This window comes from Arthrobacter sp. UYCu712, assembly GCF_040547005.1.
Lineage (GTDB): Bacteria > Actinomycetota > Actinomycetes > Actinomycetales > Micrococcaceae > Arthrobacter.
Genome location: NZ_JBEPOZ010000009.1, coordinates 14,401 through 30,239 on the forward strand (window position 1 = coordinate 14,401; position 15,839 = coordinate 30,239).

The window sequence follows — 15,839 nt, forward strand, 5'->3', positions numbered from 1 at the left end:
AGGCACCGTCGGCCCCCTCCGGGCCTCCCGGACAGGACCAGAGCCATTGTGATTACCACGATGGGGCCATGTCAGACTTTTCAAGACACCGTCTCTGCTTCCCCGCATGCCGCGGTGCTGCGTGGTGGGTAGAGGGTGCCGCCACGGAGCATGGCGTAGAGGGTATTGCAGCGTCGTCGGGCCAGCCCTACGAGGGCCTGGTTATGGCGTTTACCTTCGTTTCGTTTTCAGTCGTAGTAGGCGCGGCAGTCAGGGTCTTTGAGGGAGGCGAAGGCGGAGAGGAAAGGACGCGTTCGAGTGCCTTGGTGCCTCTCCTGGAGGCGTGCGCCGCCTCGGATGGAGGTACCGGATGAGGATGGCATTCCGAAATGGCCCCACTTAAGGGCGTTTAGACGTTCGAAGTGGCCCCACGACTGCCGCGGATAAGGCGGTAAGAAAGCCGAGTGGTAGTAGGAGTACTACTCCTCCTACTACTTTTACGAAGTTCCGCCGATATCCCAGTCAGCAAAGAGCGCGTCTACGCCGCCACGGCGCAGCTCAGCGAGGGACCAGAACCCCACCGTCTCCCACGCCGGCTCCACCCGCTACCTCATGTGCAGGTGATCCATCAGATGGCGGCTGAGAGGTCCGTGCCGCGCGGTGTGGGCATCCGGCTGGTCCTGCTGGTGGCTTCCCTGGCTTTGCTTCGGGATCCCGTTCCGGATTTCATGCCGGTGACCGGCTGGCGCGGATGAGGTTCTTGTTTGGTCTTCTTCGTCTTGATGGTTGCGCCAGCATCGTGGGACGCTGGCCGCTGCTCGGCCCGTGGCTTCCTCCTGCTTTCGGCGTCGCATGGCCGCCGACCGTCTCTTCTTCGCTGCGCTCATCGGAGTGTTCCTTCGGTCCGGGGTTTTTGCGAAGCACAGGTCCGGGCAGAGGCGGTGATTCATTGCCGCCTGGGGCTGCGCCCCGGTCCGGTGGTTCCTCCTGAGGGCCGGCAGCGCCGCCGTCCGCAGGACAGAGGAACCGGTCGATCGGGCACGTACGCGCTCTCAGGCAGCCAGCCGGGCTGCCGGAGCCCGGGGCGGGGTGTACGTGGTGCCGTCGCGGAGCATGGCCCAGAGAATGTTCAGGCGGCGCCGGGCCAGGGACAGCATCGCCTGGATGTGGGTTTTGCCTTCACCGCGTTCTCGGTCGTAGTAGGTCCGGGAGGCGGGGCAGCTTTTCAGGGCCGAAAGCCCAAAGAGTTAGAAGACCCGCAGCAGCCGCCGGTCGTAACGCCGGGGCCGGTGGTGGTTGCCGGTGATCCTGCCCGAGTCTTTGGGGACCGGTGCGAGTCCGGCGACGCCGGCGAACCGGTCCGCCGTTTGAAAGACGGTGAGGTCTCCGCCGGTGGCGCCGAGGAACTCGGCGGCCAGGACGGGCCCGAAGCCGGGCATGCTCAGCAGCACCTGGGCGTGCCGGTGTTCCGTGACTTTCTCGCTGATCAGCGCATCGGGGTCGGCCAGTTCCTTGTTCAATGTCAGGATTTCCCGGGCGAGGGCGGCGACGATCAGCTCGCCGACGTGCTAGGCGGGCACGGTGGTGTGCTGGGATTTCGCGGCCTCGACCGCGGCCTGGGCGACCGCGGCGGAGGAGCGGGTGCCGTGTTTCTTCAGCCACGCCTGCAGCCTGGCCTGCCCGGTTCTGCGGATCCCGTCCGGGGTCCGGTGTTTGGTGAGCAGCAACAGGGCGGCTTTGGAGCGGCTGTAGTCAAAGGCCCGCTCCAGGGCCGGGAATTACTCCAGCAGCTGTGCCTGCAGCCGGTTGATCGCCCGGACCCGGTCCGCGGATTTATCGGCCCGCCGGGAGGTGAGGATCCGAAGGCGCATGCTGATCTCATCCCCGGCCCGCAGGGGCTGCAGATCCCGGTACATCCTCGCCTGGTCAGCGATCACGGCGGCGTCTTTCGCGTCCGTTTTGCCCTCCCCGCGGTAAAGGCGGGAGGCGTGATGCACGATCCGGCCCGGGATATACAGGATGTTCTGGCCGTGGGCCACCAGCAGGGCGATCAGCAGCGCCGATCCCCCGTGGTTCAAATCCGTCGCCCAGAGCACATCATCCCCGTCGGCCAGTTTCAGGACGTTGGCGATGAGGTCCAGCAGGGCCGGTTCGTCGTTGGGGATTTTCTGCGAGAGCAGCCGGGTTCCGTCGGCGTCGATCACGACGCAGTGGTGATGGGCTTTGCCGGCATCGATACCGGCCCATAGGTGCACCAGAACAGCCTCCATTCTGTCGGATGGGTCAAATCCCAGCAGATAACCGCGCCGTCGTGTCCTTATCCGGCGATCATGTCGCGTCTCTCAATCAGCGGTCGGGTCATCGCGGGGCGGCGGGCGGCCAATCCTGCGAAGCCGTCACGGAGAATCCGTCCGGCACAGCAACCAAAGCCATACCCGCCTCCCCTGGGTAGCCACGACCCTACAACGGCCACGGAACCACCCGTCAACACCATAAGGACACAACATGACCGGACAACGAGCGGGCGGCCGGAATCGTTCGGGCCGCCCGGCGCGGGTTCCCGGCTAGTGGCCGGCGGAGATACCGGCGAGCAGCTGCTCGAAGGGCAGCGACTCCAGCGCGGCCGGCAGCTGCGGCGCCCGGGTGCCCTGGAGCAGGCCGGCAAACTCCCCCGCCGCACGGTCGATCCGCGCCGAGAGGGGCGAGCCGCCGTCGTCGTTCTGGCCCCAGTCCTGCGGGCCCGCGAACACCGCGGTGGGCGCGATCCGGGTACGCAGGTAGGTGAACAGCGGACGCATGGCGAAGTCCAGGACCATCTGGTGACGGTCCGTGCCGGCGGTGGCAGCAAGCAGGACGGCCTTGCCCTCCAGCGACTTGGGATCCAGGACGTCGATGAACGACTTGAACAGTCCGCTGTAAGAGGCGCTGAAGACCGGGCTGACGGCAATGATTCCGTCGGAGGCCTCGACGCCGGCGATCACCTCGGCCAAGCGCGGCGCCGCATAGCCGGTCACGAAGTTGTTGGCGACATCGACCGCGAGGTCCCGGAGTTCCAGAATCTCGACGGTGACGGCGTAGCCCGACGCCGCGAGCTGGCGCTCAGCCGAGGCTGCCAGCTGGTCTGCCAGCAGGCGGCTCGAGGACGGGACGCCGAGTCCGGCGGAGAGAACGGTGATGCGGCGGGCTTCCACGGGTGCTCCTTGGGTGGGTCTGGGCCTCTCCGGCCCTACTACATGCGTTTGCATCTACCTGTAGAAGGTTGTGCCCGCACCGTTTATTCCCGCCCCCCGTTGCGCTATCACTTTTGGGCCCCACAGGGGCGGGCAAAGTCAACTGGTTGGGGCAACGCGGGGGGGTTTAGGCTGCGTACAGCAGCTGGTTCAGCCGGTTGGCTGGGGTCTCGAGGTTGAGGGCGGGAATGGCAGCCGCAACTGACAGGGCAACGGGTCGGGGGCACCTCAGAGCAGGACAAACCCCTCGATGCAGCTCACAGAGTCTCCGCCGACCCAGATGTCCTCGCCCACGGCATCGATGTGGATCCGGCCTGACCGGCCCAGCGCGGTCCCCTGCGCCGCCATGTAGGATTCCGGCGCCCGCCCGCTCCGGATCAGCCACTGGGCGGCTCCGGCGTTGAAGCTGCCTGTGACGGGGTCTTCGGCCGCGGCGTCGCCCGGGATGAAGGTGCGGACCTCATAGTCGACGGCGGATCCGGCGGCGTGCGGAGCAATGACGCCGACCTTGAGTCCGGCCATTGCCGCATAGTCGGGCCTGATGGCGAGGACCTGCGCGGCGGACTGCAGCAGCACCCCGATCCAGTCCGGCCCGTTGACCAGCCAGGAAGCATCCAGCATCGCTTCCCGCGGCATCCCCAGGCCGGCGGCGATGCGGCTGAGGTCCTCCCCTGCCACCGGCCCCGAGCGGGTCAGCGGCGGTGCCGCAAAGGCCAGCCGGCCGCCGTCGCGCTTTGACCCGGACCAGGCCCGCCGCGCACTCCTGGACCAGCAGCCCGTCCCGCTTGGGGATGCAGGAAGGTGGTCTCCGAGAGGTTGGTCCAGTTGGCGAAGTGCTGCATCCGGTCCGTGGAGAGGCCTTCGCGCCGACGACGACGGCCAGCGGGTTGCCGAGGTACTGCTCGGCGGAGAACACGTCCACCTGCGTGAAGGGACGGAGGCGCGGTTCAGGGGCTGGATTCGGGGTCACCGCAGCAGGCTATCGCCGGCGCGCGCCGAGGCTGACATGACGGCCGACGTCTGCCAGACTGCCGTCATGACGGAAAACGAGACCCAGAACAAGACGCAGGCCACCGGGTATTCCGTGGAGGAGTTCCTTGCCGCCGTGGAGCATCCGGTCCGCCGTCAGGATGGTTACCGCCTGCTGGAACTGATGACGGCCGTCACGGGCGAGCACGCGGAAATGTTGGGGCCGACGATTGTCGGATTCGGCCAGGACCACTACAAGTACGACAGTGGACGCGAGGGGGACGCCGCGGCCGTCGGGTTCTCGCCCCGCAAAGCCAGTCTCTCGCTGTACGGCCTGACGTACGGCCCGGAAGCGGCCGGGCTGCTGGGCAAGCAAAAGACCGGCGCGGGTTGCCTCTACGTCAACACACTCGCCGACGTCGACGAAGGAGTCCTCACCGAACTGGTCCGGCTCGGATACCGGCACGTGACCACGGTGCTGCACCACGGCTGACCGGCACCTGAAAAACGGCCGCCCCGAAAAACCGCGAAAAAAAGGCCCCCGCGTCCGGTTCCTTAGAGGAATCCGAAGGCGGGGGCCTTCCAGCAGTTCAGGACCGCATAGCCGGTGAGGGCTACTTGCCTGCGACTACGTCGAGTTCGATCACAGCGGCAACGTCGGCGTGAAGACGGACGTTGGCCTGGTAGGAACCAACCGACTTGATGTGTGTCGGCAGTTCAACCTTGCGCTTGTCGATGCGGCCAAGGCCAGCGGCCTCAACAGCGTCGGCTACGTCGCCCTGCTTGACGGTGCCGAACAGGCGTCCGGTCTCGCCAGCCTTGACGATGAGCTTGACCGGCTTGGCGGAGAGTGCAGCGGCCTGCTTCTGAGCGTCTTCCAGGGAAGCGTGCTCGCGGGCAGCGCGGGCAGCCTTGATGGACTCAACCTGCTTCTCGCCGCCCTTGGACCAGGTCAGGGCGAAGTTGCGGGGCAGCAGGTAGTTACGTGCGTAACCGTCCTTGACCTCGACAACATCGCCAGCAGCACCGAGACCGGTTACTTCGTGGGTCAGAATGAGCTTTGCCATGTTAGTTAATCCCTTCCTTAGCCGCGGCCAGCGCCGGAGTAAGGCAGCAGAGCAACTTCGCGGGCGTTCTTGATTGCCTGGGCGATCTTGCGCTGTTCCTGCACCGTGACGCCAGTGACGCGACGGGCGCGGATCTTTCCGCGGTCGGAGATGAACTTGCGCAGCAATGCTACGTCCTTGTAGTCGATGACAGTGATGTCAGCGGCCTTCAAGGGGTTGGACTTTGGTTTGGGCTTACGGAGTTCAGCCTTAGCCATCGTGGAGCTCCTATTCGATGGAGCCCGTGGATATTGATCCACGGGATGGTGGTGATCCGACGTCGGGGTGTGAAGGTCCGCCTCGCGGCGGCCCGTCAGGTTCGGCGTCGAACCTTAGATGTTGTTTAGAAGGGAGGTTCGGAATCCGGGCCGTTGCCCCAGCCGCCGCCTGCAGGGCTGACACCGGGCGTAGCCCAGGGGTCATCCTGCTGTGCGGGCTGGTTGCCGCCCCAGGTTCCGCCGGAGTTGCCGCCCTGGTTTGCACCAGAGCCGCCGCCGAAGCCACCGCCGCTGTTGCCGCCGCCGAAGCCGCCCTGGGCACCGCTGCCGGCGCCCCCACCGCCGGAGCGCTGGGTACGGTTGACCTTGGCGTTGGCATAGCGCAGGCTCGGGCCGATCTCGTCGACCTCAAGCTCGATGACGGTGCGCTTTTCGCCTTCTTTTGTTTCGTAGGAACGGCTCTTCAGGCGGCCGGAAACGATCACGCGCATACCCTTTGTCAGGGATTCGGCGACGTTCTCGGCTGCTTCACGCCAAACCGACGCGCGGAGGAACAGGGTTTCCCCGTCCTTCCACTCGTTGGACTGGCGGTCGAAGGTGCGGGGAGTAGAAGCGATGGTGAAATTCGCCACGGCCGAACCTGACGGTGTGAACCTCAGTTCGGGGTCATTGGTGAGATTACCGATGACCGTAATAGTGGTTTCGCCTGCCATCTACTGCCTCCTTGTTCGTTCCTGCGGGGGTGAAGAATAAAGATCGGGAGCTGAATTACTCAGCAACGACCTTCTGTACTTCGGGGCGGGTGATCTTGGTGCGCATGATGGTCTCATTGAGACTCAGCTGGCGGTCAAGTTCCTTGGCGGTAGCCGGCTCAGCGGTGAAGTTCACCACGGCGTAGATACCTTCAGACTTCTTCTGGATTTCGTAAGCCAGGCGACGACGGCCCCAGATGTCAACCTTTTCGATGGTTCCACCATCGTTGGTGATGACACTCAGGAACTTCTGAAGCGTTGGCTCAACGGTACGCTCTTCGACCTCGGGGTCGATGATTACCATCAATTCATAAGGACGCATATGTGAACCCACCTCCTTTGGGCTAAGCGGTTACGGCATTTCCGTAACAGGAGGTTCATTTGCGGTGCCATGTGCCCCACGTAGCCCCCGGAACGGAGGCAGGGCGCAGCACAGACTTCAACAGCTTAGTGCATCCGGACCGGTTTCCGCGATTCCTTACCCCACGGTAAGGGCCGCCCTGCCGGCACCGGAAGAGCACGGTCAGGCATGTGGACAACCGCCACGGCGGGGCGGACGGCTGTGGCATGGCGGACGGCTGTGGCATGCCATGATCAGGGAATGAACACCGGATCCCCGTCCCGAGGTACCGTGCGCATCCGGCGGAGCCGCCTGCGTTTCGCCGTCATGCTGCTGGCAGGCCTGCTCGCCGCAGTCGCTGCAGGGCTGGCCGGGCACTGGGTGCAGGCTCCCACGATCGGCTGGTGCGCGACCGCCCTGACCTACATAGCCTGGGTCTGGCTCGTCATCCGGCGCCTGGATCCGGCGGACACCCGGCGGCACGCCACCACGGAGGACCCGTCCCGGAGCACCACCGACCTGCTCATCCTGGCCGCCAACGTCGCCAGCCTCGTGGCGGTGGCCGCGGTCATCGTCGACTCCCACAACAACACCGACACCGCGTCCCGGATCGGCGGCGGCCTGCTCGCGCTGGCCTCGGTGGCCCTGTCCTGGATGCTGGTCCAGACGCTTTTCACCCTGCGCTACGCCCAGCTGTACTACGGCACGGGCGCGAAGGCCGGCCCGGGGGTGGGCGGCATCGACTTCAACCAGAGCCGGCCGCCGCAGTACACCGACTTCGCCTACCTGGCCACCAGCCTCGGCATGACCTACCAGGTCTCGGACACCGCCCTGCAGAACCACGGCATCAGGGCCGAGGCGCTCAAGCACAGCCTGCTGTCCTACCTCTTCGGCACCATCATCCTGGCCGCCACCATCAACCTCGTGGTCGGGGTCGCCGGCTCCTAGGCTGCGGTGCGGAAGAACAGTTCAGTGACCCGCGCCAGCCGGTAGGGGTCCTCGACGCCGCACAGCTCACGGGCGGAGTGCATCGACAGCAGTGGCACACCGACGTCGACCGTCCGGATGCCGAGCCGGGTGGCCGTCAGGGGACCGATCGTGGACCCGCACGGCATCACGTTGTTGGACACGAACTCCTGGTACGGGATGCCGGCACCGGCACACAGCCGTGCCCAGAGGGCGGCGCCCGGGGCGTCCGTGGCGTAGCGCTGGTTGGCGTTGATCTTCAGCAGCGGGCCGCCGTTGAGCGCCGGTCGGTTGGCGGGGTCGTGCCGCTCGGGGTAGTTCGGGTGCACGGCGTGGCCGGCGTCGGCGGAGACGCAGAACGACGCCGCAAACGCCTGCCGCCGCTGGCTCGCCGACGCGCCGAGCCCGTCGGAGATTCGCACCAGGACGTCCTCGAGGACGGGTCCGCAGGCGCCCGAGCGCGACGCGGAGCCGATTTCCTCGTGGTCGAATGCCGCCAGGACGGCGATCGGCGAGCCCGCCGGCAGGGGCGAGCCGGCGTGGGCGATCAGCGCCTCGAGCCCGGCATGCGTCGCGGAGAGATTGTCCAGCCGGCCGGATGCGAAAAACTCACCCTTCGCCCCGAATACTGCCGGCGCCTGCGTGTCCGCAATGACGACGTCGTAGCCGCCGATCTGCGCCGGATCGACCTTCGCACCCGGGACGCGTCCGGCGAGCAGCGCGAGAAGGTCCCAGTCCGCGGGGTCGCCGAGCCCGAAGACCGGGTTCATGTGTTGCTGCTTGTCCAGGGCCAGGCCATCGTTCACGGCGCGGTCCAGGTGGATGGCCAACTGGGGGAAGCGCAGCAGCGGCCCGGTGGCGGTGAGGTGCTGGGTGCCGTCGAGCATCACGAGGCGGCCGGCCAGCTGGAGTTCGCGGTCCAGCCAGGAGTTGAGCAGGGGCCCGCCGTAGACCTCGACGCCGGCCTGCAGCCAGCCGAACTTGCCGGTGGTGGGTTTGGGCTTGAGTTTAAACGACGGCGAATCGGTGTGGGCGCCCAGGATGTTGAACCCGGTGGTGGGGCCGGCCGTTCCGGGCCGCACCCAGGCGATGAGGGCGCCGTCGCGGACCACGTAGTGCTTGCCGGCCTGATCTGCCGCACTGTCCCAGGACTGCAGCTCCTCCAGGCGGGTGAACCCGGCCCGGTCCAGCCGGCGGGCGGCCTCCTGGACGGCGTGGAAACTGGAGGGGGACGCGGTGACGTACGCGCCGAGGTCCTGGATGTGGGCTGCAGCAGTGGCGTGTGAAGGCATGGCACCGAGTCTAGCGCCGCGCCCGGGGCCGTCCCCCGGTCCTGCCGGGCCCGTCCCCCGGTCCCGCCGGGGGCTGCCCGGTGGATCCGCGCGGTCGATCCGCGCGGGACTAAACCGTGACGTTGAGCCCGGCCGTGTAGCCTTCCGGCACCGAGCCCGCCATGGTGGCCAGCTGGTAGATCCCGCCGTCGTTGCCAAAGACGTTGTCCGACTTCAGCGTGGTCCGCGGGAAGTTCGCCGTGCTGGACTCGTAGCCGGCCGAGGCGTAGACCTCCTTACAGGCCGCCTCCGTCAGCGCGATCTGCGAGACGGCGAGGACCTGCCCCGCCGCCGTGGCGTTGTTCATGGATTCAAAGACTTCAAAGTGGATATGCGGCCAGCGGCCGCTGTAGGCGCCAGGATAGATGGTCTTGAAGGTGACCTGGCCGTTGGCGTCGGCCTCCTGGACGCCGCGGAGGTAGTTCTCGTTCTTGAGGCCGGAATCGTACATGGAGTATTTGCCGTCCTTGTCGCAGTGCCAGGCGTAGACCGCGGCGCCGGCCAGCGGCGTGCAGCCATTGGCGTTATCCAGGAGGGTCAGCGTGACGGTCAGGGGCACGCCGTCGGCCGTGCTGGTGGAGGTGCCGAAGCTCGCAGTGATGTCCTGCCGGACGACGCCGGATGCCGCCAGCACGTTGGGGCCGTTGGAACCGTCGCCGGGATACGGCCCGGCGGTTTCCTTCGGGATATCGACGCCGCACTCGGCGATTGCCCGGGTCAGCGTGGGCGAGGCGGAGGCCGTGGCAGTCGCGGTGCCGGTGGCTGCCGCCGTCGTCGATCCCGCCGCGGCCGTTGTGCTTGCGGATCCGGAGGAACCGCCCGGGGAGCACGCCGCGAGTGCCGCCGCTGCCCCGGCGCCCAGGATCATGCCCAAGGAGCGGCGCCGGCTCAGGAGCGTCGAGAGATCGAATTCCAGGCCGCGGTCGTGATTGGGGTGCGGCTCGTGCGGGGGCTGGGTTGGCGTGGTCATGCACCCATGTAACCCCAGCGGACTATGCCGCAACTAGGGCCTTCCTGTGAGGAAGCTGTGCCCGGGACATGCCCTCCCCTGGCCGGCAGGACTGGACATAGTGGCACTATGTCCATCCCCCGAATCATGGACTGGGCATGTCCCCATGTGCGGTGTTCAAGTCCCTGGCCCCGCCCACCGGACATGCCCTCCCCTGGCCGGCAGGACTGGACATAGTGGCACTATGTCCATCCCCCGAATCATGGACTGGGCATGTCCCGCGGTGCGTGGGGCCGGGAGGCTAGGACCCCGTGCCGGCTCCGACGCTGACTTCCTCGGCGGCAACTTCTTCGCCGGGGCGGACCGCGGACTTCCCGCCGCCCGCCCGGTAGCGCCAGAGGCCAATGCCGACGACGACGGCCGCGAGGGCGAGCGAGAGCAGCAGCGACTCCCGGGTCGATTCCAGGATCACCATGCCGATCAGCAGGGCGACGATGCTGACGATGGATACCCAGGTCAGGTACGGGAAGAGCCACATCTTCAGCTGGAGGTCCTTGGCGGCCGCGCCCATCCGGCGGCGCAGGATCAGCTGTGAGCTGGCAATGACGAGCCAGACAAACAGGGCGATGGCGCCGGAGGTGTTGACCAGGAACAGGAACACCGTGTTCGGGGCGATGTAGTTCAGCCCGACGGTGACGAAGCCGACCACCGTGGAGGCCAGGACCGCGGCGGCCGGGACGCCGCGCTTGGAGATGCGCATCCAGGACTTGGGGGCGTCGCCGCGGCGGGAGAGCGAGAAGAGCATGCGGCTGGCCGTGTACAGGCCGGAGTTCAGGCAGGACAGCACGGAGGTCAGCACCACGATGTCCATGATGGTGCCGGCGCCGGGGATGCCGAAGAGTTCGATCACGGCGACGTACGGGCTCTTCGCCACGGAGGCGGAGTTCCAGGGCAGCAGGGTGACCACGATGGCGATGGAGCCGATGTAGAACACCAGGATGCGCCAGACGGTGGACTTGACGGCCTTCTTGACGGCATCGACCGGGTTCTCGGATTCACCGGCGGCAATGGTGGCGATCTCGGCGCCGAAGAAGGAGAACACCACTACCAGGATGCCGGCCAGGACAGCACCCGGACCGTTGGGCAGGAATCCGCCGTTTTCGACCAGGTTGCTCAGTCCCGGGGCGGGGACACCGGGGACCAGGCCGAGGATCGCCGCGGCGCCGAAGAGCAGGAACAGCGCGATCGCGGCAACCTTGATGGAGGCGAACCAGAATTCGAACTCGCCATAGGACTTCACGGACCCCAGGTTGGTGAGCGTCAGCAGCACCATCAGGATGAGGGCCCAGACCCACTGGTCGATGCCCGGCACCCAGCGGTGCATGATGGCCGCCCCGGCCGTGGCCTCGATGCCGAGCACGATGATCCAGAACCAGGCATAAAGCCAGCCGATGCTGAAACCGGCCCAGCGGCCCAGCGCCTTGTCAGCGTAGGTCGAGAAGGAGCCGGTCTCCGGGTTGGCCGCGGCCATTTCACCGAGCATGCGCATGACCAGGATGACCACGAGGCCCGCCGCCGTGTAGGCAAGGAGGATGCCGGGACCGGCCTGCTGGATGGCGGCGCCGGACCCCACAAAGAGGCCTGCGCCGATCACGCCGGCGATGGCGATCATGGACAGGTGCCTGGGTTTCAGGGATTTCGAGAGTTGCTGGTCAGCCTGCATCAAGCGCCGTCCTTCGTGGGGGGGTGTCGGCCCGTCCGTCATGCCTGGCATGATGTGCGGCGGGCCACAGTGTCGTTTCACCCTAGACCGGGCCGCCGCCCCCCTGTTCTGTGCAATCCCACAGTTGACGCCGGGCCAGACCGGGCGGGACTCCAGCTAGGAAGCCTAAAGGGCAATAAAAGTTGCCCCAGGGGCAATTCCGCAATGTGCCTGAAACCACTGCTTCAGGCTCTCGGCGTCAGTAGTCCGGGTTGCTCGGCACCACGAGGCCGGTTTCATAGGCATAGACCACGGCCTGCACCCTGTCGCGGAGGTGGAGCTTGGTCAGGATCCTGCGCACATGGGTTTTGACGGTGGCCTCGGAGAGGAAGTACCGGTGCGCGATCTCGGAGTTGGAGAGCCCCTCGGCCATCGCCCCGAGCATTTCCGTCTCGCGCGGCGTGAGGTCATCCAGCAGCGGGTCCTTGGCCGGGAGCGCACCGGCACCTGCGCCGGCACCCGGCCCGGCCTCGCTGCACGGTCCTCCGGCCACTCCGCCGGCAAGCCCGGCTCCCGAACCAGCGTCCGCACCAGCACCCAAACCGGCGCCCCCGCCCCGGACGTAGGTCTCCAGCAGCCGCTGGGTGATCCGCGGGGCCACGACGGCGTCGCCGCTCGCCACGACGCGGACGGCGCTGACCAGTTCGGCCGGCGCCACGTCCTTGAGCAGGAAGGCCGAAGCGCCCGCCTGCAGCCCGGCAAAGGCGTATTCATCGAGGTCGAAGGTGGTCAGGATGATGATTTTCGCGCCCGCCCCGGAGGCGGTGATGGCTCGTGTCGCCTCGATGCCGTCCAGCACCGGCATCCGGACGTCCATCAGCACGACGTCGGGACTGAGCTCCCGTACCCGGCGCACCGCTTCGGCCCCGTCCGAGGCCTCGCCCACGACGCGCAGCTCGGCCTCGCCCTCCAGGATCAGCCGGAAGCCCATCCGGAGCAGCGGCTGGTCGTCCACCAGCAGGACGCGGATCGGTACGGTTTCGCTCATCAGGTCCCCTTGTGTCATTTCCCGGTGCCGCCGTTGCAGTTCAGGACGGCGCGCACGCGCCAGCCGCCGTCGACGGTGTGCCCGGCCTCCACGCTACCTGCGTAGATGCGGGCCCGTTCCCGCATCCCGGCCAGGCCTTGGCCGGTGCCCACGGACCCGCCCCGGTCCAGGGTGCCCCTGCCGTCGTCGGACACGTCAATGGTGACGGTGCCGCCGTCGCGCGCAATACCCACAACCACGCGCCCCAGCGAGCGGCCGTAGCGCAGCACGTTCGTCAGCGATTCCTGCACGATCCGGTACACCGTCAGCTGGAAGGCGGCGTCCTCCGGCAGCGACGGTCCGGTGTGGGTGTAGTGCAGCGGCATGCCGGCGGTGCGGAATCCCTCAAGCAGTTTGGCCAGGTTGCCGTCGGACACGAGCGGCTCGCGGGGGGCATGTCCCGCGGCCGAGTCGTCCCGCAGAACCCCGAGCACGCGCCGCATGTCCGCCAGCGCCGCGCGCCCCGTGCGGGAGAGTTCGCCGAGCACTTCGGCGGCCCGTTCCGGGTTCTTCCGGACCACGACGGCGGCCCCGTCGGAGAGGCTGACCATCACCGTGAGTGTGTGCGCCACGACGTCATGCATCTCCCGGGCGATGCGGTTGCGCTCGTTGACGGAGCCCAGCTGCGCGGTCCGCGCGGCCCAGGCGGCGATCTCGTGCTCGTGCTCGCGCCGCTGGCGGACCGAGATGCCGAGGCCGGTCGCGATGACGTTGGAGAGCGTGATGCCGATGCCGGCCGCGATGCTGGTCATGAGCTGGAAGTTTTCCGGCGAACTGACGGCCGTGTCCGGGAGGCGGCCGTCCAACGGGCCCACCGCCATCAGGAAGTAGAGCAGCGCCAGCGGCGCCGTGGCCGCGGCCAGGCTGATGAGGGCGGAACGCCGGGACCGGAGCACGCCCACGGCGTACAGCGAGAACCAGAGCCCGGCCGAGACGTTGGAGCCCCAGGGGTGCAGCAGGGTGACGGCCACCTCCAGCACCGCGACCACCGCGACCACCGTCACCGGGCGGGTCCGCCGGTAGGCCAGGGCCGCGCCTGCCGCCGCGAGGAACACGGCGGCCGGCCAGGCGCCGTCGGTCACTGATTCCACCGCGGTGGGGGTGACGAGGAGCAGATAGCAGAGGACCACCACGGCGTCCATGACCCGCGGACGCTGGAAGAGGTAGCGCCGGAGCCGGCCGCGCCGCCGGGCGGTGATTTCAGCGAAGGACGCGTCAGCCTGGCTGGCTGGCGCGTCCTTCACGGGTGCTTCGATCATGCTCTGAGCCTGCACGGTGCAGTCCGGGGGCCTAGACGTCCCGCTTCTTCAGCAGGACAGCGGCGAGGACCACCGGGATGACCACCCAGGCGCCCAGGACGAGGGCGGCCTGCCAGGCTTCGAGGGTGTCCGGGACGTGCTGCAGGGCAGTCAGCGGCTCCACGGTGTTGCCGGGCAGGTATTTCCGGGCCTCCACGAAGAAGTCGCCCGGAATCAGCTGGAACGCGATCGGGGCCACGAAGAAGAGACCCACGAGGCTCATGATGCCGCCCGCGGAGTTGCGGACCAGCGCACCCAGGGACATGCCGATGGCGGCGACGGCGGCCACATAGAGGCTGTTGACCAGGAGGAGCTTGACTGACTGCGAACTGGCGAGATCCAGCTTGAGGTTGTAGTTGTCCAGGATCGGCAGGGACACCAGGCCGGCCAGGAACACGGAGGCGGCGGTGAGGGCGAAGGCAATCACCATCACCACGAGCAGCTTGGCAGCGAACGCCGGCGTCCGCCGGGGCACGGCCGCGAAGGTGGAGCGGGCCATGCCGGTGGTGAACTCCGAGCTCATCAGCAGCACGCCGAGCGAACCGAGGATCAGCTGGGCGAAAGCGATGCCGGAGGTCGGGACGCCGACGGCGAGGTCCCCGCCCTGCGCGGCAAACGCGGCCGCCGCCTGCGGATCCGAGGACGCGGCCTCGGCAAACTGTCCCGTTCCCCAGGCGGAGAGCGCGCCGAAGCCCACCACGACGAGCACGGTGGAGCCGAGCAGGATCAGGGTGGACAGCAGGGTGCGGAACTTGATGAATTCGGAGTTCAGCACATGAAGGAAGGACGGGCCGGGACCGGCGCTGATGCCGTCGCCGGACAGCTTGGGGGCAGGGGCGTCGCCGGGTCCGGCGTGCCCGCCGCGGCGGGCGGGAGTGGGTTCGAGGGTGGTTGAACTCATGGCTTAGTTGCCTCCGGACTGGACGGGGGCGGGCGCGCCCGTGGTGATCAGCGAGTGGTATTCGACCTCATCCTTGGTCAGCTCCATGTAGGCCTCCTCGAGGCTGGCCTGGAGCGGGGTGAGTTCGTAGATCATGACGCGGCTCTCAAGCGCGGCCCGGGCAATCTGCCGCGGATCCAGGCCCTTGACCTCCAAGAGCTCGTTTTCCTGCATCTCGACGGACACTCCGGTGCCGGCCAGCAGGTTCATGAGCTGTTCGGGCCGGTCGGTGCGGACGCGGGTGCGGCCCTGCCCCTTGCCGTTGATGATGTCCTGGATGGGCGCATCGGCGATGATCCGGCCGCGTCCGATCACGATCAGGTGGTCCGCGGTGACGGCCATTTCGCTCATGAGGTGGCTGGAGAGGAACACCGTGCGGCCTTCCGAGGCCAGATATTTGACCAGGTTGCGGACCCAGACCACACCCTCCGGGTCGAGGCCGTTGACCGGCTCGTCCAGGATGATGGTCTGCGGGTCGCCCAGCAGCGCCGCGGCGATCCCGAGCCGCTGGCCCATGCCGAGCGAGAATCCGCCGACCTTCTTCTTCGCCACGTCGGCCAGGCCGGTCATCTCGATGACGTCGTGGACGCGCTTCTTGGCGATGCTGTGCGTCGCGGCCATGGCCAGCAGGTGGTTGTACGCCGAGCGGCTGGTGTGCACGGCCTTGGCATCGAGGAGCGCGCCGACGTCGCGCAGCGGCGCGGCGTGCTTGGCGAACGGGGCACCGTTGACGGTGACAGTGCCCGACGTCGGGCGGTCCAGCCCCATGATCATGCGCATGGTGGTGGATTTGCCGGCGCCGTTCGGGCCCAGGAAACCGGTGACCCGGCCGGCTTCGACAGTGAAATTGACACCGGCGACGGCAGTCTTTTCGCCGTAAACCTTGGTCAGGCCTCGTGCTTCGATCATGGAAGCGATCCTTTGGTAGCGGTGGGTTGTCAGGACCCGGCGTTGGGTCCAGATCCGGGTGCA

The 15,839-nt window shown here is 67.5% G+C and carries 14 protein-coding genes and 3 pseudogenes; 2 read left to right on the top strand and 15 right to left on the bottom strand.

Annotation, left to right across the window (positions count from 1 at the left end; all coding sequences use genetic code 11):
* Positions 1–80: 80 nt before the first annotated feature.
* The 4 genes and pseudogenes from ABIB51_RS10775 to ABIB51_RS10790 all read right to left on the bottom strand — a co-directional run.
* Positions 81–350, bottom strand: a pseudogene (locus ABIB51_RS10775) (IS110 family transposase); the annotation flags it as partial.
* Between the two features lie 681 nt (positions 351–1,031).
* Positions 1,032–2,237, bottom strand: a pseudogene (locus ABIB51_RS10780) (IS110 family RNA-guided transposase).
* Positions 2,238–2,543: 306 nt separating this feature from the next.
* The gene (locus ABIB51_RS10785; protein WP_354187937.1) at positions 2,544–3,170 is read right to left on the bottom strand and encodes an FMN reductase; all 627 of its coding nucleotides are present in this window, start codon (positions 3,168–3,170) and stop codon (positions 2,544–2,546) included.
* A 267-nt stretch (positions 3,171–3,437) separates the two neighbouring features.
* Positions 3,438–4,179 (bottom strand): annotated as a pseudogene (locus ABIB51_RS10790) (PhzF family phenazine biosynthesis protein).
* Between the two features lie 66 nt (positions 4,180–4,245).
* On the opposite strand from ABIB51_RS10790, the gene ABIB51_RS10795 reads away from it, so the two are divergent.
* Positions 4,246–4,671, top strand: coding sequence for a DUF1801 domain-containing protein (locus ABIB51_RS10795; protein ID WP_354187938.1), 426 nt, complete (start codon positions 4,246–4,248; stop codon positions 4,669–4,671).
* Between the two features lie 121 nt (positions 4,672–4,792).
* On the opposite strand, the gene rplI is transcribed toward ABIB51_RS10795, so the two are convergent.
* The 4 genes from rplI to rpsF form a co-directional block, all read right to left on the bottom strand.
* On the bottom strand, positions 4,793–5,245 hold the full coding sequence (gene rplI, locus ABIB51_RS10800) for a 50S ribosomal protein L9 (protein WP_354187939.1): 453 nt from the start codon (positions 5,243–5,245) through the stop codon (positions 4,793–4,795).
* A gap of 17 nt (positions 5,246–5,262) precedes the next feature.
* Complete coding sequence (gene rpsR, locus ABIB51_RS10805) at positions 5,263–5,502, bottom strand: 30S ribosomal protein S18 (protein WP_003800144.1); 240 nt, start codon at positions 5,500–5,502, stop codon at positions 5,263–5,265.
* A gap of 125 nt (positions 5,503–5,627) precedes the next feature.
* Positions 5,628–6,215, bottom strand: a complete 588-nt coding sequence (locus ABIB51_RS10810) for a single-stranded DNA-binding protein (protein WP_354187940.1) — start codon at positions 6,213–6,215, stop codon at positions 5,628–5,630.
* Between the two features lie 55 nt (positions 6,216–6,270).
* Positions 6,271–6,576 (bottom strand): 30S ribosomal protein S6, encoded by a 306-nt coding sequence (gene rpsF, locus ABIB51_RS10815; protein ID WP_232084085.1) that lies wholly within the window; start codon positions 6,574–6,576, stop codon positions 6,271–6,273.
* 279 nt (positions 6,577–6,855) lie between these two features.
* Between rpsF and ABIB51_RS10820 the strand changes: the two genes are divergently transcribed.
* The gene (locus ABIB51_RS10820) at positions 6,856–7,542 is read left to right on the top strand and encodes a DUF1345 domain-containing protein (RefSeq protein ID WP_354187941.1); all 687 of its coding nucleotides are present in this window, start codon (positions 6,856–6,858) and stop codon (positions 7,540–7,542) included.
* Here the strand turns inward: ABIB51_RS10820 and ABIB51_RS10825 are convergent.
* From ABIB51_RS10825 to ABIB51_RS10855, 7 genes are all read right to left on the bottom strand, one after another.
* Positions 7,539–8,852, bottom strand: coding sequence for a M18 family aminopeptidase (locus tag ABIB51_RS10825; RefSeq protein WP_354187942.1), 1,314 nt, complete (start codon positions 8,850–8,852; stop codon positions 7,539–7,541). The two genes, ABIB51_RS10820 and ABIB51_RS10825, sit on opposite strands and share 4 nt — an antisense overlap.
* A gap of 109 nt (positions 8,853–8,961) precedes the next feature.
* Positions 8,962–9,861, bottom strand: coding sequence for an intradiol ring-cleavage dioxygenase (locus ABIB51_RS10830; protein WP_354187943.1), 900 nt, complete (start codon positions 9,859–9,861; stop codon positions 8,962–8,964).
* Positions 9,862–10,141: 280 nt separating this feature from the next.
* Positions 10,142–11,563, bottom strand: a complete 1,422-nt coding sequence (locus ABIB51_RS10835; RefSeq protein ID WP_354187944.1) for an amino acid permease — start codon at positions 11,561–11,563, stop codon at positions 10,142–10,144.
* Positions 11,564–11,801: 238 nt separating this feature from the next.
* Entirely contained in the window at positions 11,802–12,590 is a 789-nt protein-coding gene (locus ABIB51_RS10840) for a response regulator (protein WP_354187945.1), read from the bottom strand.
* A gap of 14 nt (positions 12,591–12,604) precedes the next feature.
* On the bottom strand, positions 12,605–13,888 hold the full coding sequence (locus ABIB51_RS10845) for a sensor histidine kinase (RefSeq protein WP_354187946.1): 1,284 nt from the start codon (positions 13,886–13,888) through the stop codon (positions 12,605–12,607).
* A 31-nt stretch (positions 13,889–13,919) separates the two neighbouring features.
* Positions 13,920–14,828 carry an ABC transporter permease gene (locus tag ABIB51_RS10850; RefSeq protein ID WP_354187947.1) on the bottom strand — a complete coding sequence of 303 codons (909 nt, stop codon included), beginning with the start codon at positions 14,826–14,828 and terminating at the stop codon, positions 13,920–13,922.
* A gap of 3 nt (positions 14,829–14,831) precedes the next feature.
* Entirely contained in the window at positions 14,832–15,776 is a 945-nt protein-coding gene (locus ABIB51_RS10855; protein ID WP_354187948.1) for an ABC transporter ATP-binding protein, read from the bottom strand.
* Positions 15,777–15,839: the final 63 nt, after the last annotated feature.